At 36.6% G+C, this 24516-nt stretch carries 21 protein-coding genes and 1 tRNA gene; 12 read left to right on the plus strand and 10 right to left on the minus strand.

All coding sequences use genetic code 11. From position 1 onward, the window contains the following. The first annotated feature begins 56 nt into the window (after positions 1–56). A tRNA-Pro gene (locus M9892_07200) sits at positions 57–130 on the plus strand. 42 nt (positions 131–172) lie between these two features. Continuing rightward, a complete protein-coding gene (locus tag M9892_07205; GenBank protein MCO5254130.1) occupies positions 173–1453 on the plus strand; it encodes a serine hydroxymethyltransferase in 1281 nt (426 codons plus the stop codon). Positions 1454–1681: 228 nt separating this feature from the next. Here the strand turns inward: M9892_07205 and M9892_07210 are convergent, their stop codons facing one another. Both M9892_07210 and M9892_07215 read right to left on the minus strand, forming a co-directional pair. Continuing rightward, positions 1682–2083, minus strand: coding sequence for a lactoylglutathione lyase (locus M9892_07210; GenBank protein MCO5254131.1), 402 nt, complete (start codon positions 2081–2083; stop codon positions 1682–1684). 155 nt (positions 2084–2238) lie between these two features. Then, positions 2239–2907 carry a hypothetical protein gene (locus tag M9892_07215; protein MCO5254132.1) on the minus strand — a complete coding sequence of 223 codons (669 nt, stop codon included), beginning with the start codon at positions 2905–2907 and terminating at the stop codon, positions 2239–2241. Positions 2908–2921: 14 nt separating this feature from the next. Here M9892_07215 and M9892_07220 point away from each other — a divergent pair, with 14 nt between their 5' ends. Continuing rightward, positions 2922–3203, plus strand: a complete 282-nt coding sequence (locus M9892_07220; protein ID MCO5254133.1) for a hypothetical protein — start codon at positions 2922–2924, stop codon at positions 3201–3203. A 22-nt stretch (positions 3204–3225) separates the two neighbouring features. Here the strand turns inward: M9892_07220 and M9892_07225 are convergent, their stop codons facing one another. The 3 genes from M9892_07225 to M9892_07235 are packed head-to-tail and all read right to left on the minus strand — an operon-like array spanning position 3226 to position 6539. After that, positions 3226–5184 (minus strand): T9SS type A sorting domain-containing protein, encoded by a 1959-nt coding sequence (locus tag M9892_07225; protein ID MCO5254134.1) that lies wholly within the window; start codon positions 5182–5184, stop codon positions 3226–3228. Between the two features lie 38 nt (positions 5185–5222). Then, complete coding sequence (locus tag M9892_07230) at positions 5223–5555, minus strand: MerR family transcriptional regulator (GenBank protein MCO5254135.1); 333 nt, start codon at positions 5553–5555, stop codon at positions 5223–5225. Positions 5556–5567: 12 nt separating this feature from the next. Next, a complete protein-coding gene (locus M9892_07235; GenBank protein ID MCO5254136.1) occupies positions 5568–6539 on the minus strand; it encodes a M23 family metallopeptidase in 972 nt (323 codons plus the stop codon). Between the two features lie 92 nt (positions 6540–6631). Between M9892_07235 and alaS the strand changes: the two genes are divergently transcribed. After that, positions 6632–9235, plus strand: a complete 2604-nt coding sequence (alaS, locus tag M9892_07240; protein MCO5254137.1) for an alanine--tRNA ligase — start codon at positions 6632–6634, stop codon at positions 9233–9235. A gap of 517 nt (positions 9236–9752) precedes the next feature. After that, positions 9753–10322 carry a transposase gene (locus tag M9892_07245; protein MCO5254138.1) on the plus strand — a complete coding sequence of 190 codons (570 nt, stop codon included), beginning with the start codon at positions 9753–9755 and terminating at the stop codon, positions 10320–10322. A 169-nt stretch (positions 10323–10491) separates the two neighbouring features. Here M9892_07245 and M9892_07250 read toward each other — a convergent pair whose 3' ends face one another. The 5 genes from M9892_07250 to M9892_07270 all read right to left on the minus strand — a co-directional run bounded on the left by M9892_07250 (position 10492) and on the right by M9892_07270 (position 15158). Beyond that, entirely contained in the window at positions 10492–11838 is a 1347-nt protein-coding gene (locus tag M9892_07250; GenBank protein ID MCO5254139.1) for a T9SS type A sorting domain-containing protein, read from the minus strand. Between the two features lie 17 nt (positions 11839–11855). Further along, on the minus strand, positions 11856–12344 hold the full coding sequence (locus M9892_07255) for a hypothetical protein (GenBank protein MCO5254140.1): 489 nt from the start codon (positions 12342–12344) through the stop codon (positions 11856–11858). Positions 12345–12839: 495 nt separating this feature from the next. Then, positions 12840–13001, minus strand: a complete 162-nt coding sequence (locus M9892_07260; protein MCO5254141.1) for a hypothetical protein — start codon at positions 12999–13001, stop codon at positions 12840–12842. 191 nt (positions 13002–13192) lie between these two features. Then, positions 13193–13702, minus strand: coding sequence for a hypothetical protein (locus M9892_07265; GenBank protein ID MCO5254142.1), 510 nt, complete (start codon positions 13700–13702; stop codon positions 13193–13195). Next, complete coding sequence (locus tag M9892_07270) at positions 13689–15158, minus strand: hypothetical protein (protein MCO5254143.1); 1470 nt, start codon at positions 15156–15158, stop codon at positions 13689–13691. The genes M9892_07265 and M9892_07270 overlap by 14 nt, the downstream gene beginning before the upstream one ends. A gap of 385 nt (positions 15159–15543) precedes the next feature. On the opposite strand from M9892_07270, the gene M9892_07275 reads away from it, so the two are divergent. From M9892_07275 to M9892_07305, 7 genes are all read left to right on the plus strand, one after another. Continuing rightward, the gene (locus tag M9892_07275) at positions 15544–16032 is read left to right on the plus strand and encodes a hypothetical protein (protein MCO5254144.1); all 489 of its coding nucleotides are present in this window, start codon (positions 15544–15546) and stop codon (positions 16030–16032) included. A gap of 467 nt (positions 16033–16499) precedes the next feature. Then, the gene (locus tag M9892_07280) at positions 16500–16916 is read left to right on the plus strand and encodes a VOC family protein (protein MCO5254145.1); all 417 of its coding nucleotides are present in this window, start codon (positions 16500–16502) and stop codon (positions 16914–16916) included. Positions 16917–17118: 202 nt separating this feature from the next. After that, a complete protein-coding gene (locus M9892_07285; protein ID MCO5254146.1) occupies positions 17119–17370 on the plus strand; it encodes a hypothetical protein in 252 nt (83 codons plus the stop codon). Positions 17371–17383: 13 nt separating this feature from the next. After that, entirely contained in the window at positions 17384–17836 is a 453-nt protein-coding gene (locus tag M9892_07290; GenBank protein MCO5254147.1) for a hypothetical protein, read from the plus strand. A gap of 248 nt (positions 17837–18084) precedes the next feature. Beyond that, positions 18085–18792 carry a hypothetical protein gene (locus M9892_07295; GenBank protein ID MCO5254148.1) on the plus strand — a complete coding sequence of 236 codons (708 nt, stop codon included), beginning with the start codon at positions 18085–18087 and terminating at the stop codon, positions 18790–18792. A gap of 13 nt (positions 18793–18805) precedes the next feature. Next, a complete protein-coding gene (locus M9892_07300) occupies positions 18806–19504 on the plus strand; it encodes a hypothetical protein (protein MCO5254149.1) in 699 nt (232 codons plus the stop codon). Positions 19505–19516: 12 nt separating this feature from the next. Next, positions 19517–24421 carry a T9SS type A sorting domain-containing protein gene (locus M9892_07305; protein MCO5254150.1) on the plus strand — a complete coding sequence of 1635 codons (4905 nt, stop codon included), beginning with the start codon at positions 19517–19519 and terminating at the stop codon, positions 24419–24421. Positions 24422–24516 lie beyond the last annotated feature (95 nt).

Below are 24516 nucleotides of genomic sequence, written 5' to 3' on the forward strand. Positions count from 1 at the left end.
ATTTCATGTATGAATTTGATATTACATTTGCTGTGCAAATCCAAAGTAAAGGCAATCGGGATGTAGCGCAGCCAGGTAGCGCACTTCGTTCGGGACGAAGGGGTCGCTGGTTCGAATCCAGTCATCCCGACACCTTGTTTTTGAATCACTTATTTGAGTAATTTCGCAACCCATGAAAAGAGATGATTTGGTTTTTGGTCTTATCCATCAGGAATTGAAAAGACAGCAGGAAGGAATAGAGTTAATTGCTTCAGAAAATTTTGTGAGTAAACAAGTAATGGAAGCAATGGGAAGTGTTTTGACAAATAAATATGCGGAAGGGCTTCCCGGCAAGCGCTATTATGGCGGATGTGAAATTGTGGATCAAACCGAAGAACTTGCCAGAGAAAGACTCAAAGAACTTTTTGGTGCAGAATGGGCAAATGTTCAGCCACACTCAGGCGCACAAGCTAATGCTTCTGTGATGCTTGCTTGCCTTAAGCCCGGTGATAAGATTTTAGGGTTCAACCTATCTCACGGAGGACACTTGACACACGGTTCTCCTGTGAATTTTTCAGGCAAACTCTATAACCCCGTTTTTTATAATGTAGAAGAAGAAACCGGAAAGATTGATTTTGACAAAGTTGCGCAACAAATCATAGCCGAAAAACCCAAATTGGTCATAGCCGGAGCTTCCAGTTACAGTCGCGATTGGGATTATGCCAAAATGCGTGCTGCTGCAGACCAAGTTGGAGCATTATTAATGGCAGACATTGCGCACCCTGCCGGATTGATTGCCACAAAACTACTTAACGACCCCCTTAAGCACTGTCATATCATAACTTCTACAACCCATAAAACGTTGAGAGGACCCAGAGGAGGCGTGATTATGATGGGCAAAGATTTTGAAAATCCTTTTGGCGAAAGGACTCCCAAGGGCGAACTCAAGATGATGAGCGCATTGCTTGATTCCGGTGTATTTCCCGGTACACAGGGAGGTCCATTAGAGCATGTGATTGCAGCAAAAGCAGTGGCTTTTGGCGAAGATTTACAACCCGAATACTCCGACTATTGCAGGCAAATAATCAAAAATGCACAAGCCATGGCAAAAGAGTTTATAGCAAGGGGCTACAAGTTGATATCAGGCGGAACAGACAACCATTTAATGTTGATTGACCTCAGACCCAAAGGTGATGCTATCACAGGCAAATTGGCAGAAAACACACTCGGTTTGTGTGGTATTACCGTAAACAAAAATACAGTTCCGTTCGAAACCCGTTCACCTTTTGTAACATCCGGTATCAGAGTGGGTACACCCGCCATCACCACCAGAGGAATGAAAGAGGATGCAATGCCCGAAATTGTTACCTATATTGACGAGGCTATCATGAACCACGACAATGAAACCAAACTGAAATCCATCCACGAACAAGTGAAAAAGCTGATGGCTAAATACCCTTTGTATCAGGGGTAAATACTCCTCTAACAATATGTAAAAAGTCAGTTCGGATGCCGAACTGACTTTTTGTTTTACATCCATGGTAGGTGTTGTCACCAAGCACTCCTGACGAATCCGGTTTCTTTGAATTTGATTAAATAAAGCTGATAATGCTATAATCACAATTTAAATATAAAACAACGATACAATTTACAACCTTCTTGTGTGCTAAACGCTTGTTAGCTGTTGTCCGATAATTTCACTTTATTTTTTATTCAGTTTTTCTGCAAATGCAATTATATGCCCGTCAATGTCTGCAAAATAACAAACTTTGTCGCCCCAATCTTGGACTTTAACATCACTTATTAGTTTTGCTCCGATTTTCATAGCATTTTCAAATTCGAGTTCAATATTTTCAACGTAAAAATAAAGTTCGCATCTTGGAATTCCGTTTCCTTGGTCCGGATGCGGTGTTTTGCCCGAAAGTATTTTGGCAATTCCTTTGTTTGGCATTAGCCCTAATTTGCAGTTTTCGGCAAGTCTAAACTCTGTCATTCCAGCAACATTTAAGTCGGGTTTTTGTCGAAATAATTTTGTATAAAAACCAGCACTTGCTTGTTGGTCATTTACGTATAATATAGTTTCTATGAGTTGAATGTGTTTCATTTTGTCCATTTTATTTTTACAGCTGACATAATATCAAGTGCAAGTTGTGTTCTATTTAGTGTTGCAAAATCCTTTTTTGATGAATAATTCAAAAAGTTATTGGTAAAATTTTTGTTTAGTTCAAGCACTATAAGCAAATAAATCATTTGCTATACTTATTTGTACCTTGCTATACACCTGAACCCAAATACACCTTTGAAATCCTGATAATGTATAGCACTATCCTTGTTGATGTGAATTTTGTATTCACTCTCGTAACGCACAAGTTCCGGGATATCCGAAGCAATAGCCTTTACTCCTGCTGTGCTCCCAACTGATGTCAAACTAGCATACATTGCCGAATCAAGAGGCGAATAGGATAAAGCAGAAAATCCACTTTTAACCTGTTGTACCGCCCAAGTCCTGAATTTACAATATTGCTCTATTTGTGCTGGTGTCAAACCAACTACTATTGAATCCTTATATGCGTTGGAACGAGATGTGAAAATATTACTTCCATAACGTTTTATGATTGCGTTTGTATCAGGAGTATAGAATGAAACTGCAGTATCACCGCTGATTGTTCTGACAACATAGCAAAACTGCCGCCAATCACTGATACATATTTCTCTCTTGTCAACATAATACCCCATCGTTTTGATGTATTGTGTTCCAAAAGGTGTTTTTCTTGCCGGAGCATAAACCCAACCAAGCTGGAAAAGTCCAAGTACAATTGTCGTAATCGTCAATAAATATTTGTTCATTAATGAAGTCTGTTGAATGAAGCAAATGTATATTTCATTTTTGTAATTGGTGACAACACCAATCATAGCTACAAAATTCATTCAAGATATTTGGTTTGGGCAAAGTAAACTTTAAATCGCACTCCTTTGCCACCCATAATTTTCATTGCGGTCATTTTGTGGATGGAGATAATTTAGAAAAAATAATTCAGTTCAGGCGCGATGATTTAAACAGTTATTATGATAAAACAAAACAAGGTATTTCGCCATTAACCAAGCTCCTAACTATTATTTTTCGTTTTCCCATAAAACAATACCTCCAAAGCCAATCTGAGCCTCTGAAAGCATATAAAACAAAAGATAAAAAATTGATGGAGCGGTTTTTCGAATCGGAATAAGTCAAATTAGAAATCAATCCATTCAATCACAAACCACAATCTTTGCGTCTGCTAATACCTGATTGTCTTGTACAAGTCTGATAAAATATATACCAGCCGGAAGATCTTCCCTGTTCAAGGTAATGGCTTGCCCGACAATACCGCTAATACGGACAATATTCTTGCCGAATATATCTGACACAAACAATGTTGCATCATTTAGAACTGTGGTAGTTTGAATCACCGTTTGTTCAGAAAAAGGATTGGGATAAATCCTCAATTTTTTGTCAAAAGCGCACAAATACGCACTCAGCGCTTCTGATTGTAAAATCACCGTTTTCTTAGCTTCTACATGATTGCCCCATGTGTCCGAAAGCGTTAAACGCAGGATATAGTTACCCGTTGCCAATGTACGAGTATCCCATGTAGCAAGTGTTCCATTTCTAACCTCATTCGTGATATTGCCTGTTAAAGGAGTCCAGACAATATCTCCTTCTTTTTGAAAATCAACTTTATATTGTGCAAAGTCCATCAAAGGGCTTGATTTTGTCTTGTCAATCCATGCCGAACCGATGATGGGAATATCGGTATTAATGTTGCCTATCACCGGTTGTGCAATATTTGCCAACCATACTACACTCCGGTCAAACGCAATGGGGTCTTGAGGAATAACACTTTGTGCTACAACCAAAACAGACTGCCCTATTGCAGTAGGGACGCCTACAGTTTGGGTTGAATACGCAAACACAAAAAAGGAATTTCGCTCACTTCTGACAGCAGAGGAAACAACCACATTGGCATTGAAATAAAAAGATGAATCAGAGGAAAAACAATAACCGCCCGAACCATCAACCCAATAGCTTTCTCCGGTAATTTTCGAGGTGCCAAATGACCCCACTTCCCCCAGAATACAACCTTTGATATATAATTTCTTACTGTCAAAAATATAAAGACTCCAAGTAGTAACGCTTGAGTTTTTGATATGCAAATTTCTGTCATTTAATGGTGCAGTAAAGTCCGGGTAGCTAGCATTATCAACCAAACCCGACACACTGCTCGAATCATTCCCGGTAAACCACAGACCAATTGCCCTAATCTTAGAATCTGAAACTGCAATATCAGAGCCTCCAAGCGGCATCATACCCCATTCGATATGTGTAGAATTATTGACTTGAATATTATAATCAATACCACTTACACCCACTGTTGAATTGTTAAAGGTATATGAACTCAAACTGTCCCCGGATGGAAAATTGTGATTAATAACCGCTGTTGACGGAAAATGATGCCATAGCAACGCTTGTTGTACGTTTTGCAACTGAAGATTGACATTGTCCATAATGATAAATTCTCCCGTAAGATTGCAACCATTGATGGAAATACTGCCGTTGCCGGAAAGTCCTGTTGTGGTGAAATCCGTTTGAGTTACATTATTCATCACTACTACACCGGAGTCTGACACAGTAAAATTGTGTGTAAAACCGCCATAATTCAACTTTGTATTTGAAAAATTCAGATACCCGTGTTGAAAAACAAGAATGGTGCGCTGATAAAAGAATTGTTGAGGAAAATTGAGCAAAGAAGAATCTGCGAACACCTTACCATACCCTACAATCAACAAGTCGCCCAAGATATTTGCATTAGCATTTTTGAAAATAACAACACCGTCATTCATTACCAATATCGGTCCGGAATGATTCCAAGTTCCTGTAACAAACAAGGTATCTTTTGCAGTGAATCCGACAATCAAGGTATCTCCATGTGTCACAGTATTGGGACTAATTTCGAAATTAAACTTTTCAGCTTGCATTATTTGTGCAATCCCCCCAATAACAGACGAAGACACAGTCTTGGATGGAATAATATTGCTTTTAATTATGGGCTGGCTTTGTTGTTCAAAAGCAGAATTTAAGAAGCTGTTCATTGTGCTCAAATGCAGTGATTGAGCCAAGACATTGCTCACAGGAGCACCAATAAGCAATAATAATAATATTTTTTTCATGGTTAAAATTTGGTTTGATTGGATAACTGTTGTGTAGATTACTCTTCCAGCTCTTTTTTCAATCCTTCCAATATCGTTCGCACTTTCTTCAGTCGTTGAGTAATATCCTGCTGTATTTCAAGTTTATGATTAGATATAGTTAAAATTTCTTTAGCTCCTGCAAGCGTATAACCCTTCTCTTTCGTGAGATCGTGAATTTGGGCTATCAACTTAATATGTTCTGCGCGATAAATTCTCTCTCCTCCCTTAGTCTTTAAAGGTTTAAGTTGTTCAAACTCAGTTTCCCAAAAACGCAATAAAGAAGTTTTAACCTTAAACATTTTGGCAACTTCTCCAATCCTGAAATTTTTGCGTTCATTAGCGTGCTCCATAGCCCTATAAAATTAGTCAAACGATTGATTAGGCAAGGAAGCAAGTTCAACAAGTTTCCTAAATTCTTCATCAGTCAAGTCATTATGAAAAAAGTAAGTGGGGTTCACAACATTTCCGTTAATGTGAACCTCATAATGCATGTGCGGACCGGTTGATTTACCGGTGTTTCCTACTCTGCCAATAAGTTGTCCTCGCGTTACCATTTGACCTTTCTTAACCTCAAATTTACTCAAATGTCCATAAAGGGTTTTGTAACCATAGCCATGATTAATGATAATATGTTTGCCATATCCCCACAAATCTGTTTGCAAATCTTCGATTTTTCCGTCAGCCGTTGCATAGACTTCTGTACCTCTGGGAGCAGAAAAATCAAGTCCTGAATGAAATTTCTTAGTTCTGTAAAAAGGATCAATACGATATCCGTAACCCGATGCAACTCTGGATAGGTCTTTGTTTGCAACCGGTTGAATGGAAGGAATGGCTGCCAGCATTTTCTTTTTGTTTTCAGCCAATTTTATAATCTCATCAAAAGATTGCTCTTGCACTTTCATTCGAGCATTAAGATTATCAATGGCTTTACGCATTTCTATCAAAAATTTACCATTATTCAACTTTCGCAAATAATCATATCTGTCAGAACCGCCAATTCCTGCTTTTCGTGTGGACTTGCTCAATGGTTCAACTTCAAAAATAGTGCGATAGATGTCTTCGTCTTTTTTGGTCAACCCGTCCAAGGTAAGGCTCATTGACTGCACCTGCTTTTCTACTTGCGCTAACTGTTCTTTTAGCTCAGCATTCTCACTTTTGAGGAGTGTTTCTTTGGGCGAATCTACAATCCCTGTAAAGAAAAAGAATATGGCAAATGCAAAACCCAAAGACATGACCAGGACAATAATACTTCGCCAGAAATAATACTTAAAGCCTTTTCTGTGCTTCTCATAGCTGAGGGTGTGCGGATTGAAGAAATATTTAGCTTTTGGCATTTCTATCTGTTTGGCTTGTCTATCTTTGCGCCTCGTCTTTTTGCAAGACGCGAAAATAAATTAAACAAACCAAAAAAAGAAGTATAACTCAAATGAACAGCAATGAAATAAGACAAAAATTTCTGGCTTTTTTTGAAAATAAAGGACACCAACACATTTCTTCTTCACCAATTGTAGTTAAGAATGACCCTACTTTGATGTTTACCAATGCGGGAATGAACCAATTTAAAGATTGGTTTTTGGGAAACGAACAAGCAAAATTTACGCGTGTGGTCAACAGCCAAAAATGTTTGCGTGTTTCCGGCAAACACAATGACCTGGAGGAAGTGGGCGTGGACACCTACCACCACACCATGTTTGAAATGTTGGGAAATTGGAGCTTTGGAGATTATTTCAAAAAAGAAGCCATTGAATGGGCATGGGAACTGCTGACTGAGGTATATCAATTAGACAAAAATAGATTGTATGTAACTGTTTTTGAAGGGGATAAAAAAGAAGGTTTAGCTTTTGACCAAGACGCTTTTGACAACTGGAAAAAATGGATTGGCGAGGACAGAATTATCAATGGTAGCAAAAAGGATAATTTTTGGGAAATGGGCGAAACCGGCCCTTGCGGTCCTTGTAGTGAAATCCATATAGACCTACGTACGGAAAGCGAAAGAGCCAAAATTGACGGAGCAAGTTTGGTCAACAAAGACCATCCGCAAGTGCTTGAAATTTGGAACTTGGTTTTCATGGAATTTAACCGAATGGCAAACGGAAGTTTAGTTCTGCTTCCTGCCAAACACGTGGATACAGGAATGGGGTTCGAGCGTTTGGTGCGTGCCATAGAGGGCAAATCTTCCAATTATGACACCGATGTTTTTGTGCCAACCATTCGTTTTATAGAAAATCACTCCGGAGTTTCATATCAATTCAGCGATTCCAAAACCGATATTGCCATGCGAGTTTTGTCGGATCATATTCGTGCGATTAGCTTTGCTATTGCAGACGGACAATTGCCAAGCAACGGAGGAGCAGGTTATGTTATCCGCAGAATTTTGAGAAGAGCGGTGCGCTATCAATATCAGTTTCTGCATATCAAAGAACCGTTTTTATGCACCATTGTGGAGTTGATTTCCAATAATTTCAAAGAGATTTTTCCGGAATTATATCAGCAAAAAGATTTTGTAGCAAAGGTTATCCGCGAGGAAGAAGTTGGATTTTTAAAAACCATTGCCAACGGAATTCATATTTTAGAATCAAAATTTGCCGAAGGCGGAACTATCATCAAAGGAGAAGACGCATTTGAACTGTCCGACACCTACGGTTTTCCCTTGGATTTAACTCAGCTGATTGCAAGAGAAAATGGCTTTGAAGTGGATGTAGCTGCTTTTGAAGTTGAATTACAAAAACAAAAAGAACGCTCGCGCAAAGCTACCGAACTCACCACAGACGATTGGCAAATTATTGGTTCAGAAGAACCCACTGTTTTCTTGGGTTACGACCAAACAGAAGCCGAAATTTCCATTCAGAAATACAGAAAAGTAAAAGCCAAAGGCAAAGAATCTTATCAATTGGTTTTTGACCAAACTCCTTTTTATCCCGAAGGCGGAGGGCAAGTAGGAGACACGGGTTTTATTAGCAATTCCAACGAAAAACTTGAAATTATTGACACCAAAAAAGAGAATAATCTGATTATTCATTTTTGCGAAAAAATTCCTCAAAATCTTTCAGGGAAATATACTGCCACCGTCAACCTGAACAACAGAAGACTGACCGAAAATAATCACTCTTCTACTCACCTACTCCATGCGGCTTTGAGGCAGGTTTTAGGAGACCATGTTCACCAAAAAGGAAGTTTGGTAAACAAAGATTATCTCCGTTTTGACTTTTCGCACTTTGCAGCAATTACCCAAGAAGAAATTGAAAAAATAGAACAGATTGTCAATCAAAAAATCAGAGAAAATATTGCCCTTGACGAACGTAGAAATGTGCCTATCAAAGAAGCAGAAACAATGGGAGCAATGATGTTATTCGGAGAAAAATATGGAGAAAATGTTCGTGTGATTACCTTTGACCCAGCATATTCCCGAGAACTGTGTGGCGGAACTCACGTAAAAGCTACCGGGCAAATTGGTTCATTCAAAATCATTAGCGAATCAGCCGTTGCCGCAGGTGTTCGCAGGGTGGAGGCCATCACAGCCGATGCGGTGGACAAACTGATGTCCGAACAATGGGAAGCCATAAACTCGCTCAAAAATTTGCTCAAATCCAAAGATTTACTCAAATCAGTGGAACATTTGATGGAGGAAAAATCCCTACTTCAAAAGAAATTAGAAACCCTTGAAAGTGAGCAAACACAACATATTAAGGAACAATTAAAAGCTCAATTAACCCCAAAAGAGGGAATGAATGTTTTGATTGCCAAAGTGGAAGTAGCAAATGCCGAGCAACTCAAAAATCTTTCTTATCAACTTCGCAATGAAATTGAAAACTTATACTGCGTTTTGGGAAGTATTTTTGACGGCAAACCTTTCTTGAGCATTATTCTCAGCGATGATTTAGTCAAAGAAAAGGGTTTGCATGCCGGCACTTTAATCAAAACCTTATCCAAAGAAATCCGTGGTGGCGGTGGCGGACAGCCATTCTACGCAACCGCAGGCGGAAGCGATGCAACAGGATTGGAGCGTGCACTGGAATTGGCAAGGGAGTAGGGAGAGGGAGATAGAGTTGGGGTTGGAACAAAACAACCACGGCTGAAAGGATATTTAACCACAATTTGAAATCAAAATATTTTTGCGGTTGAAAATACTTTTAGACCAAACTTTGCAAAGTATCCAAGTTTGGTCTAATAAGAGCAGTCTTACACCTGTGGATTGCTACCATCGTAGCGCTTATTTCTACAATACAGGGATAAAATATTTTGAATTTCTTCAGGATTATAGAAGTTTAGGAGAAGAAAATTGAAGTGCTTGGCGACAACACCAACCACGGCTAAAATATGTTAGGAATTCCACTACCTAATAATGCAATTCTGTTTGACATTGTACCTAAATAAGAGTCCAGCGAAAAATTATTCTGCTTAAATCAGCTACATAGAAATGATTTAAAGATAGATTTAAAATTGTGGTTGGCGTTGTCACCAACCATACAAAAATTGTTAGGCTGAGTTTTCTGCTTAAGCCGTGGTTGGTGTTGTCACCAACCACACAAATGATATACTTTCGCATAATGAGTTATATCAACCCTTTGGAAAGAAACTACCCTAATCCATTTTATTTTTTCACTGCAACCATACTAAAATGGCAAAGATTGTTTGATATTCATAAACATAAGGACATAGTTATTTCAAGTCTGGATTTCATGCATAAAAACAAGCGAGCCTTAATTTCCGGATTTGTTATTATGCCAAATCATATTCACTTAATTATCATGCTAAATCCTGAATATTCTTTGGCTTCATTTAAAAGGGATTTTCTTAAATACACCGCACAGAAAATCAAGCTTAATATTCTGGATACAAAACAAGAGTTATTAAGTAAGTTTCAAAGCACTCAAAACGATAGAGCATTTCAAATTTGGGAAAGGCGTCCTTTAGCAACAGCATTGTATTCAGTTGATGCTGTCAAGGAAAAGTTGGATTATATACATAATAATCCTTGTAAATCAGAAGAAACATTAGCTTTATCACCTGCTGATTACCATCATAGCAGTGCTTATTTCTACAATACAGGGATAAAATATTTTGAATTTCTTCAGGATTATAGAAGTTTAGGAGAAGAAAATTGGAGTGGTTGGTGACAACACCAACCACGGCTGAAAAAATTATTCTGCTTAAATCAGCTACATAGAAATGATTTAAAGATAGATTTAAAACTGTGGTTGGCGTTGTCACCAAACCATACAAAAATTGTTAGGCTGAGTTTTCAGCTTGAGCAGGTAGTATCGAAGCCTAAACATTTTTTTAGAATTACTCCTTCACAAATCTCGCTTGATAAACCGCATCGCTATTTTGAACTTGAATCAAATAGATTCCACTAACCAAATCGGCAACTGCAATAGCATTCCCGTCATACACTCCGCTTAACACTTTCGCACCTAAGAAATTTAAAATTTTGTATTTAGTGTCAGGTTGGATATCTTTGAGAATTATTTCTTTTTGTGCAGGGTTTGGGTATAATGAAATTGAAGATTTGTTAAATGAATTAATACTATTAATATGATTATCCATAAACATTAATTGCTCTTCTGTGCTATTTACGCCTATTGCATAATCATTTTTATCAAAAAAAATACCATACCAAGCAGAGGTGCCGTCATAGTGTACCTTAGTCCAACTATCTCCATCATCATAACTCACATAATGCCCTCCACTTCCATAGGCATAGTAAAAACCATCGGGATAGTTTGCAGATGGTTGTGCATAAGTCAAGCCCATAATAACATCCCCTGATTCTGTTGTTATGTCAATAGGAGTAAAAGTTTTCATGCCATCCTCAGTTCTGTAATAGGAATCTGCAAAGTCAACAATCCCGTTCAGAGTGTCTTTAAAAGCACTTAGATGTCTTTTGGCGACATTACTCAATTCTATTATTTCCAATGTTTGACCATAATTAGAAACTTTGAAGAATTTATCCATTTGGATAAGAACAGGTTGAAGGATAGTACCATCGCTGACCAATTTATATTTGGAAATATCCAAAGGTATTGTGTAACCAGACGAAGTGCTTAACCCATTAACAATCATAGAGTCATGCTTGAACCAGCTCTCGCCATAGTCTTCCGAGAAATATCTGTTCATGATAGAATCATGGAATAGAGAAATGACAAGTGCCTTTCCATTGTCCCAAAAATGAGTTAGTAACACAACCTCTTCAATCTTTAGTAGCGTATCGTGGCTTGCAGATAGAAAGTATTTTTTTTCACGAGTTACCCCTGAGTCAGGTGAAAATATGAAGAAATTATGATTTTCTCTAAAATAAGTTAAAGTCATCATCAATTTACCATCTGCTAAGGCAAAAATAGAGTTTGCTCTTCTAATATTAGAATCCGAATATGATTCTGAATTTCTTTGACCAAACCTGTCATGGCTTATTAGTAAAAATTGATCACCCTTCCCGTCACCTACAAGTGCATACATAGAATTTCCTTGAAAAGTTACAGTATTGAGGAACACTGCGGGACGTTCTACCGGTAAATAATCCCAATAGAAATCTAATTTTTGAGAAGATGCTTTTTCTAAAGAAAAAGTTAAAATAAACATAGCAGCAAGAATTATTCTTGCTGCTATGTTAGATAGATATTTGGTTTGTCTCATAAATATTTACTTTTGTGTTAACAATAAGATATCGTGATTGTATTACTACTAAAATTAACTTGAACACAATCACACGGAGGAGGAAGGAAAGTATATTTATTCCCACTATTAGTTCCGGGATACACTTCAAACGATGAGTATGGACTTCCGTTATAAGACACGCCCACATTTGCACTCGCTTTAGTGATAACATTTACACCCGAAGGAAGATTGAGATTGCTGCCGGTTATAATTTGAGTGCTATTTGCATTAACCGTAACTGTATATGATCTATAATCCCCTCCGGCTATACTTACCCACAAATTGACAGAGATATTGCATCCCGTGTTGTTGATTATTTGCCATAAAGGGGTGTTGACAGGGTCGGGAACATCTATTGGAGGGTATAACACCCCTGCTGTCTCATGATCTTTAGGTATATTCTGCATTAAGGTTTTGGAAATCATACTGGTGCTGAGCAATATTGTCAATGCTCCTAAGCTGATTAAATTCAATAAATTTTTCATTTTATTGATTTTTTTAATTTAAAATTCGAGAAATACCGTTTCTCTTTTCGGGGAAACTCTTTATTTATGGCAGATGCGAAGTCTCCATTTTCATCTTAAATGATTTTTTATTGCTTGTAGAGTTAGAGAGTGATTTGTTTTTAACTATTTCATTTTATAGTTCTGTTGTTCTCTTCTCTGCCTTACTTATCCAAAAGTCTTTTAATAAAAAATCGCCATACAATGCTTTTTTTTATATTAACACTACTTGTGTCGAAAAAGATACTTCAATATTACGATTCAAATAAATACAAAATTCATTTTCACAAATAAAGTTACCCACATTTGCCATTGTAGTTGATTGCAGCACTAACTACGTATCCAAAAATTTACCTGAATACCGTCATAATAAAGATTGTCTTTACAATACAACAATAAAGAATTTTGAATTTATTCAGGATTATAGATGTTTAGGGGAAGAAAATTGGCGTGGTGGGTGACAACACCAACCACGGCTTAAAATATAGAAGATTTGCCGCTCCTTCTTATTCCTGTGAGAATCTGAATATGCTTTACTTTTAGATTATTCTTGATTGGTTCAAAACAAATTCTCTCCTTTAGGTTTTGATATTCTTTGTCTTTCCAATGTGGGTTCTGTTCTAAAATAGCCCTTTCCATAAATAAACTTTTTTGCAAATATAAGTTATTTAACGAAATCAAATTCGTCAAATTTATTGTTTTATCTAAATCAGATTCGATAAATGCAATTAATGAATTTCCCTTTTTAGCCATGGTTGATGTTGTCACCAGCCACGGCAGTGAAATTAAATCATTGCGATGATAAGATTACTTAAACAGAATATTTTTTGTTACTTAATATCCTCCAAGCTAATATTTTCCGGAAGACCATAGGGGTATCTTGCAAACATTTTCAATTCCGTTATTGTAATTTCATTTTTATTGTATTGAAAAGCGTTTTCATTGCTTATTAATACAGATGCAGAAACAATAGTTTGAAGGGGTATCGTAAAAAGAGAATAAAAGCCATGTATAGCAAAGTTTACCGGAAGTAGAATTAGTGGTGCTACATAGACTTTTTTAGGTTTGGCATATTTTAGCCTGAAATTGTAGATGCTGTCTAAGGGAATTATCTTACACTTTCCGGTTGAATATTCGGTTGAATTCTCAAGGATAATTATTTGAGTTTCATCAACCGCAATTAACTCTCCATAAACTCTTTCCTTTATGGTTTTGACTTTTATATATGACCCATATACATTAACGTCAATGTTCTTGGTTGTTGGCAAATATTGCGGTGAAAAACATCCACTCAATATAAACAAGAACAATACTGATATTGTAATTTTAATTTTCATCATAAGAGAATGTTTTTGTATCAATTCTTGAATTCCAAAACTGTTCTTCCATAATGGATTCATACTCCTTATAGCTTTGAGCCTCTTGTTTGAGGTGCTTTTTGGGATTAATAACCATTTGTTTTAATTTAGCTAAATCTTGGTCTTTTATCCAATGTTCACGCATCCACTCTAGGTAATATCCTTTTGAATAGAGGAAGAAATCATAATTGTCATACTCTTCATTAAGCGTGAAATTAAATTTGTATTCACTTCCTGGCATTGAGATTAAATATTTGTCAGGAGAAGTAATGTTAGTTAAAGCAACATTATCCAACTCGCCTTTATTATAGACACTTGTAGGAGTGAGTTCCAAAGGAGTTACTTGCTTTTTTATATTTGTAAGTGAAACATAATCTAATCTCCATAAACCTTTGTTCAATCTAAGCTTAACTTTTACTTGTGAGTTGGATTGAGCATTTTTAAATGGTATAAACTGTTTGTTAATAGCAATTGGACCAGCTTCATTAACTCCTTCTTGTTGAATCCATTTATTAGATTTTTCATCCCAAACAAAACACTCAATACCACCAAGTACTTTTGAAACTGCATCAAATCTATCTCTGATTTTTTCGTTTGTTTCTAACATTGCAAATATATCGCCAACCTTGTCACCCATATATCCCATAGCGCTATAAAACAAATATGTTGACATCAGAGTTTGGCGGAAATTTAAGTTTAGACCTAAATTTTCTGTATTTTTAATATTATCAAAAATTAGGAATATTTCTTCTTTGCTATTGAGATTGTTTTCATCGGATAATGAAAATCTCTCTTGAAAGTCATGGCTTGCCAAAAGCGCTGTGATATCTCCTTCTTCCGCAGTTGCTTTTGATATAGAATAATTATTCTCACAAAGGAAGAATTCATTATTCGGTGATTGATAAACTCTTTCGCCTTTGCTAATTGGATATGCAAGCATCTTTACTTCATTAACGCAATGAGTTTCAAGAGCTTCATTTTTCATTGTTATTGAAAAAGTGTTATTTACAGTTTTGTGGTTGCTCAAAGCATCAATATCAAAGTATTCCATTGAAGGCGATATTGCATTTGTAAATCCTTCAGCATCGGCATAATGCAAACTATTGTTTTCATAAATATAGAAAGTAGGGCACGAGCCAAAGCACGCTTTTGGATTCAAAAGGCAGAATACCCCTACTAAGACATCTACTCCAGCCATAATAGTAAGTGCTGTCAATCTTCCGCTTTCGGTACGTTGAAGTTTTATGTTGGTCTCAAAAATGGCTACATTGCTAATTGGAATTTCAATTTCGCCTTCATATATCGCTTTGCGATTGAAATCATATTGAGTTCCATAACCTTTGACTACATCAGTTACCGTATCAATTTCCCATTTATCTGTTAGAATAAAAATGTCACCATTCTTTAGATGAGCTTTCAAGAATGGTTTTGTTTTCATATTGTCAGTTTCGTGGATTAAGGTGTTGGCATTAGTATAGTTTGAGCGAAATTTATATGTCCGACAGGATTGTATTACGATAACTAATAGAACTAATAGTCCAAGATATGTCATTGTACTCTTTTTTATAATCATATTTTTAATTGCTTATTCGGATAAAACCCGCCTATTTAGACGACAAATGTAACTATAATTCTTAATCGAAACTTAGAATCCTCAAAAAGTGAATTGTCAATATATACTCCTTGTAGTCATGAATAGTATTATCATATCATTTTTCAAAGCCGTGCCTGATGTTGTTACCAAGCACAACACAATATACGAAATTATGCTTATTGTTTCCCTTAGGTTTATGTTTTTCTTTTGCATAAATAATTAAAACATTATGAGTAATACATTTAAAATCATTGCAGCAACTGTCTTTTGTTTATTTTCACTAAACACTCAAAAAGTAAATGCACAAGCTCCTCTCATTAAAGATTTAAGAGGAATCATCGCGTTAGCAGACGAAAACTTTGTATCCCTCCGTGGAGAAAAACTTGAACCTGCGGATGGATTAGACTATTATGCTCCATCAAAAGAACATGTAGGTGCAAAAGGACTTATCACTGTTAACAAAGACGGAGAGAGTATTTACTATATTCTTTATACTTATAGTTCTGAAGCATATATGTTAAAACTACAAATGATGGTAATGCAAACCTATATTCAAGAAATAAACGATATGGCTAAATCAGGGAATTATACCATGAGTGAGAGTCAAGTTTCAGGAAAAAACCTAACCAAAATATTTGACTTAAAAGGAAATAGTGTTGCGGTTTTTTATAGCGACAAAGATGGTTTTGGATGGATGATTTATGGACATAAAAAATAGATGAGGTAGGGTTTAAAGATATTTGGAGTGGTTGGTGACAACACCAACCACGGCTGAAAGTTATTCCAAATTTACTTTCCACGGATAATCTAAGCTCCTCTCTTACTATCCAAGGCTGCTTCCAAATTGATTTTGCCAAATCAATCACAGGAAGTGGCTTTTGTTTTCTTTTAGCTGTGCTTGGTAACAACACTATGCACGGCTGAAAATCCACAGAAATATACTTCCATGTAAGCAGCAAAAATCTGCAAAACATAGAAAGTCCACTCGATAATTTATGATAGAAAAACATATATATTTGTTATCGCAAAAACCCGCACTTTATGGCGCAAAGCCACCCATTTTGGGGCAGATTGGCGACATTTTGTGAGAGGTATAAGCGAGTTAGCGGTCATTGTAGAAAAACGCACCCCTAAAAATGACTGAATAAAAAAGATAAGTAAATTCTAAACCTAAAAATGTAAAAAATGAACGACATACTTAATACATACAAACCTGACAACTTTCATACAGTTACTCCATATCTTTTTGTTGACAAACCACAACTCTTAATTGACTTTCTGAAAAATGCCTTTTTTGCGAAAGAAATTAACCGTTCTGTAAACCCAACCAATGGAGATATAGCAAACTGTATTCTGCAAATAGGCGACACTTGCTTTATGATTAGTCAAGCCAGAGAACAATTTGAAGGAATGAGAACAGCACTTTATCTTTTCGTTGACGATGTAGAAGCTGTTCATCAAAGAGCCGTTGACAATGGAGCGAAAATTGAATTTGAACCAGCAGATATGCCATACGAAGACAGACAATCGGGTATAATTGACCCTTGTGGAAATTATTGGTGGATTTCAAAACGACAAGTAAAAAAGGGTTATCACGAATAAAAAAATACACGAAAACAACAACGAACCGCTAACATGGTATTTATAAAAGGCGGGCTGAACGTCATAATTTCAGCGACAGTAATTCTATTAAGCGGTAGTGCAAAGCTTAACTTTTGTACATCTAATCCCGCCCTTCATAAATACCAGAACCGTTATGCCTCACCCTGAAAGACAAAACGACCGACAATAAACGAACAGAAAAATGAAAGAACAAATTCCAACGCTTCAGCAAAATCAAAAGAGCTACACCTTTGCGCTCAAAGCCAACCCAATGCAGCACAACTTGTCCCGTGAGTACGGGATTTGCTTTTGCCCTTTTGCTCAAGGGAAAACATTTTTCAGGTCTGAAACAGATATTTCGTCAAATTTAATAGCGCATTTGACGAATATTATTCTAATTAAGATATACTCAAAACTCAAATTGAATACCATTTTTACGATAACCGAACAATAATAATTTAAACGATATGAAAAATCTAAAATTACTTATTACAGGCGTACTGACCGCCTGTTTCACAGTCACATTTACAAGCTGCAAAGACAAATGCCCACCCTGCGGCTCTGACTACTTAGAAATTCCCCAAGAAATGAAAGACTGGGGATTGTTTGAAGAAGGAAGTTGGTGGGTATATAGATTAGCAGAAGACACCACCGTTTTAGATACGGTGAGAGTTGTACCAAATTCATTAACTGATTTTAGGTCAAAAAAGAAAACATGCAGCAAAAACTTTTCACTTGCGATTCCGTGTAGCGAAGCCTTGACATATCGCCTACAACATTCTAATAGAAAATATTTTGGGAATTCATTTGACTCTACAAAAACAGTATCATCTGAAATAAATTTATACTATCCGCCAGGGGGGGGGTGTTTCTATATTATTCAAATGGTGGATATGGTGGAGGTGTTATTTTGGGAATAAACTCAATTGAAATAGGAGAATATTATGGCAATTTTACACTAGTAGATACATTTAGTAATGTAAAATTTAATAATATAAGTATAAAAAATGGCTTTCACTCAAGTATTGTTACAAATAACTCCTTTAATGGAAATTTAATGAAAGATATTTATTGGGGGAAGAGCGTTGGAATTCTTAAAATGGTAATTCCACCAAACCAAACTTGGGAACTCATCAATTATGAAGTCAAACAATAAAATACATAAAACATGAAAAATATAAAATTACTTATTACAGGCGTACTGACCGCCTATTTCTCAGTCTCATTTACAGGCTGCAAAGACGACTGCCCTCCCTGTGGCTCCGACTACTTGGAAATACCCCAAGAAATGAAAGATTGGGCATTGTTTAAGGACGGTAGTTGGTGGGTGTACAGGCTGGCAGAAGACACCACCGTTTTTGATACCGTGCGGGTTTCGCCTAATTCATTAAGGGATTTCAGGTCAAACAAATCGAAGTGTGAAGACAACAATTCACTATCTACCCAATGTAGTGAAACATTGACCTATGACCTACAACATTCTAATAAACAGTATTTTGGACATCTTAATGACTCAGCAAAAAGTGTATCGGATGAGATTAACCTCTATTATCCACCAGGGGAGGGGGTATGTATGCACTATATAAATGGTGCGGCAACAGGGACATCAGGCAGAGTTTTCTGTATCGACCCAATTGTTGTTGGAGAAAATTACGGTAGTTTTACTTTAATTGACACATTTAACAATCAAATGTTTAATAATATATTTATAAAAAAAGGATTCCATTCAGATAAAACAACTACAAATCCCCCCCCCCCCAATTCATACCAAAGTGTTTACTGGGGTAAAAATATTGGATTGTTAAAGATCCAAATTACACACTCCAATGGTGAAACTAAAAACTGGGAACTTATCAATTACGAAATCAAACAATAAAACATATAAAAACATGAAAAAGTTATTATTAACAACAATTGCAGGGCTTGGATTTGCCTTGTGCGCTGCCCTGTGGACAGGTTGCAAAGACAAAGACGACTGCCCACCCTGCGGAGACAGCTACAAAACCATACCCCAAGAAATGAAAGATTGGGCATTGTTTGAAGAAGGAAGTTGGTGGGTGTATAGATTAGTGGAAGATACTACTGTTTTTGATACAGTAAGATTTGTTCCAAATTCAAAAACCTTTTATCTTTCAAACAAATCTAAATGCAGTGATAATAATCCACATTCAGTCTCTTGTAGCGAAACAATCCTATACAGATTACAACACTCAAATACAGATTATTTTCCACATCATTCAGATTCAACAAAAGGAAGTTATGATGAAATTATTCTATACTATCCACATGGGGGAGGAGTGGTTATAGAGTATAGTGGTTATTACGGAGGTGGTGTTACTTTTGGTATAAATCCGATTCAGATTAATGAATACTATGGAAACTTTAGACTTATTGATACAATTAATGATTTTAAAATAAACAACCTAAACATTGTTAAAGCATTTTATTCTAGCACATTGGCAGATACTATTAATACTGTTGAATATATAAGGGATATTTATTGGGGTAAATCAACCGGGTTATTAAAAACAATTATATATCCAAACTCCCGAACATGGGAGCTTGTCAATTACGAAGTCAAACAATAAAAAACAACTATCATGAAAAAGTTATTATTAACAACAATTGCAGGGTTTAGATTTGCCTTTTGCGCTGCCCTGTGGGTGGGCAGTAGCCAAAACAATCTTAAAGTTAACGAAGAAAAGAGTTGCAATGCGCATTGCACACATGAACACAAAAAGCATGAAGATACACGAACAGGAAAGACTAGGTGTATGTTAGAAGAAGGCGAAAATCATTATCTGACCTATATACATAGTTATGAGAAAGATACGATAGATGGAACATTGGACATAGCAGTTATAATTGAAGCAGAGGACACAAGCTATATTGGTAATGTTTTTACTTTTGAGGTGCAAGGTAGCTTTTTTAGCGGAGGAGATATTTTTCACACAAACCGTGACAGTCTGATGCCGGGAGATACGCTTATGTTTCACTTTTCTGTTAGCTATAACGTAGATTCTGTTCCATTCTATCCTGCGGACTTATACTTTTCTGTTAAGGATAGTTTGAATGGGGACACAACAAGACGAGAGTTTATTTCCAGAGCCAAGGTCTATTTCACACCATGGAACACTGCAGAGGTTTGGGATTTTGATGATTTTCATGGACTGAATAGAGTTTGGCTTGCAAAAGGAGGGAACCCTGAAAGGGTATATATAAACAAAAACAGCCTACCTATTTCTGATATAACAACAGATACCATACCCGATGATGCTTTTTACAGACAAATTGATGGCTTGGCTTATGCCATTCCATTTATTGAACCCGATACTTTCAATTGGGACTATCCCTATGACACAACAGGTGGGTCTATGATGATTCCAAATGGAAGCAGAAATGTTGATAGAAGGGCTGATGGATGTGGATGGTGGAGAAGAGATTTTACTGCACGCATTCAAAATTTCAGATTTTTTAGTTGGTACACCCCACCGGGAGGAACAGCAACACAGGTTTGGTTAAAAAATGCTACAGTAAAAGTATATGTAGATAGGTGGCCATCATCTAAGGTCGCTGATTTGCGAACAGATGATGAAGGGTATATTGTGAATGATGAAGGAAATAGAACCGTTGATTTAGAATATTGTGCAGGAAAAAATAGAGGATCTATTGACATGTGGTTTGAAGTGCACATGAACGACCCGGATGACAAAAATCAACTTAGGGTAAGAATGAATGACAGCCGAAAAAGATCTTATGTTTATGAATTAGAAAAGCGAGGTGTTGGATACAGCGCATCTTATCCTGTTGTGAGTGGAACATTTGGAAACAATGCAGGCACATGGTGGGAAAATGAAATACCACTAGAGGATTTAGGACTTACCTACACTTTTTTTGCTTGGGCTTTTGATTACACCAATAGGGAATTGCAAGGAACAGGACAAGAATTAGGTCCAAATTTGAAAATAAGAGTTTCATCAAATAGTTCTGCCGCAAGGTATGTACCTCTTAATGTTCCTAAATCAATAACATTGGGCATGCAAACAAATGAACCAGCTTATATTAGGGAGCGTACTATTTTTCATGAATTTGGACATTATGTTTTTTATCATTTTCATGGTCATTGGAATTGGTTTTGGACCAATGGCAATCATTCTGGAAGGTTTAATAATGAAAACAGTAAACTTACTATGAGCGAGGGGGTTGCAAACGGTTTTGCAGGTATTATGAATGAAATGACATGGAGTAGATTAGGGCAAATTTCTAATCAAAGACTTTATCACCAAAGACCCTTTTTTAGAAATACAGGAGACGCTATTGCAGATAGAAATCCGAATAATGCAAGACTAAACCACCCCTATTTAAGCGAAAATTACCTTGCTTCTGTTATGCTCGACCTTTGGGATGGAACGCAAAATTATGCAGCCTATGGAAACACTCAAACCGGACCACAATTGGGGCCAGATAGAAATGATGTTATTGGAGGTATAAACATGGACAATTTCGAGATGTCGTTCAAAGATATTTGCCGTCCTTTTTGGGAAAACACGGGGGATGTAAATAGTATTGAGGAATATTTTCATTTTCTGATTAAGAATGCTTCATGCAATCAACGCCCAGCCATAAGGCGAATTTTTCAGTTTAATTCGGAGAATATTGACGGGACAATAACAAATGCAGGAGATTTTCCAGTTTTTAGTTCCGATGAAATATTTACAGAAAGAGAGATAACAGCTATAGGTTACGATATTAAAAGCAACGATGAAACCGAAGAGAAAAATCGTGATTTTGACCAGAAAATCAATATGCAGGTTATGTCAGGATCTGCTAATTCGTATAATGTTACACGTTTTGTACAATTCATAAGTTCTGCGCCCGTTTGGATTAGATCACACGGTGATGTTGGGTTGTCAGACAATCACAGGGTAGTAAACAATGCCAGATTACAAATTCACGGGAATGAACCACCAAGGTTTTTCAACAATACACCTGTGAACACTACATTCGACCAATTTAATGGTGATATGCAAGTTTCTCTATGCAGTGGAACAAGACTTGAAATAGGAGAAGATGGAATTTTAGAGATCGGGAGTATTTCACCTGCAAGAGATGCAGATTTTTATATCAAACCAGAGAGTGTTGTTGTTTTAGAAACAGGAGGCGATTTAGTCATCAACAACAACTCCACTTTTATCATAGATGTAGGAGGTCGTTTAGACATCCACCCCGGAGCAAGAATTGTTTTGAATGGACCTAATGCGGTATTAGAAGTAAAAGGTCAAATCAGGCTGATGCAAAACGCGGACTTCACGGTTGAAGGAGGAGCGCAGGGATTCGGATACATTAAGTTTCACAAAAACATGAACAACAACCCCAAGCTGCTTGAAGGTTTGGGAAACAACAACATCATATTAACAGGTACCGGAACTACGCACAGGTTGATTGAAATTACAGGTAATGAAGGTTGGCAGATTCCGCCCAGTATTACCAATGTGGATATTTCTGATTGTAAAATTACACTTGGAGGAGGAAGCAGACTAAACTTGGAAAACAACAACAGGTTTCGCTTGAACAATGTGGATGTAGATAAAATTACATCACTACAATCACGCCATAAAGGAATTTATGTTTGGGGCTGGGGTATGTATTCCGAAATTGAAAATGTTACAATAAAAGGAGGAATTCAAGGTTTATTGTATTACCCCATTCATAGAGACGAACAATTTTCAGATGCCTATTTAAATTCACGAAAAGTTCTTAAAACCCATGTAGTTAAAAACAGCAGGTTTGAAGATAATATAACGGGTATTAAAGCTATCAGAGTACCAGTTTGGTTAATTGACAATGAAATTGACGGATATCATACCCACGGGGTAAGGACTTATGGCACGCTCTCCAGAGATGTTTATATGGTTAATAATTTAGTAGACAATTCAGGTTCAGGCTCTTCTACTTTAGACACAGGTGTAAGTTTTTGGGGTGGCATTCCCATGACAAATCTGCTGTTTAGAAAAAATACTGTTTCAGGCAATAGAATTGGTCTTTATGGGTTTCAGACAAGAGTAATTCCGGGATGCAATACAATAGAAAACAACAACCAAATTGGCATTACTATGGAAGGCAGGGCCGATTTGTTCATGAACAATGTTTTCAATTTTGGCGGCTACAATACGCTAAACAATAACAATAGCAACATTTTAAGCCGGTATTGGGGCAGAACATCATTAAACGGGGGTGTAAATTATTTTGACATGGGTACAGGTGTTCAATTTGCGCTATTTGGCAATCTTGTACCTTATGACCCCATTTCCTATATTGCAAATAATAATGTTTTCAATGTAACCGTTGACCCGTTTTTAAGCCCACCCGTTCATACATGGAGCGATGTAGTAAATTCAGGTAAAAACGGTTATTTTAAATATGAATACTCGCCAAGCGGATTGCGAAATTTTAGCAACGTAAACATTTTTAACCCTAGTCTTATTGGAAACATGATTACTGCTGAGTGTGGCAAGACAGATTGGGAAACTGTGCCTGTTTTAACAAATGGCGTACCTCCTGCTTTACCTGTTACTTATCATGATATTGTTGACATGGATAATTTCCCTGGTGGTAGTTATATAATAGTTACCAATGACTATTGGAATGTACCGATAAAGGATGTGTTGGCTGATTTATATTTAAGAGCAACTGAATTGGATGGTGAAACCCCTTCTGATATCATTGCATCTTATATTGATATTTTCGAAAATTCATATACTCCTATTGATTCTACACGCGAAATCTTCTACGAATTATACAGCCAAATGCACGGTAATTTGAGTTATTGGATAAACAGTGGCACGGTAAACACAAGAGTAAATGATACTTTACAGGAGGATAATGTATTTCAACAAATAGCCGATTTGATTGATGATTTAATTGAGCAAAGCGCCTCGGATTCCATGCACTTTTTATTTGATAGTGAATTTAATTTGCAAATTGAGAAGATTGAATTAATGCGCGCTGCATCCAACTATGGCATAGCGCTGAATTTAATAGACAATCTGAAACCTCTTGTATTTTCAGACCCTGCAAAGAATTTTGTACTCACTAAAGTTGAATGTATTACACAAGCAGAAAATGAATTGTTTCTTGGCAACTATTCCCCGGATAGCTTACTAATGGTTTTTGGAGAATGTTTAGACCTGTATTTTGATGACCCATACTTTGATTCAACATCAGGGGAATTAAAAATCAGTTCTCATCAGGAAATTGTACCAAAAAAGGAATCCATTCAAGTATGGCCAAACCCTGCTCAAAACGAATTAAACATTAATATTCTTTCAGAGGGTTTGAAGTCTGAATTTGAGATATATAATTTAGTTGGCAATAAAATTATGTCAGGGAATTTGCAAAATGGTCTACAAACAATTAACTTGAACAGTATTCCAAACGGCTTGTACATTGTGAAAATAAATTCAGGTCAGGAAATTCGAAGTTATAAAATTGTCGTAATGAAGTAATAACCTAATTGAATACAGGCTGTTGCGTAAGCAAACGGCCTGTATTTTACAAGACGAATTCTTAATGTAAAAGACATTCCATTGTTAAAAAACCA

The sequence above is a fragment of the Bacteroidota bacterium genome (assembly GCA_023957335.1).
GTDB lineage: Bacteria > Bacteroidota > Bacteroidia > NS11-12g > UBA955 > JALOAG01.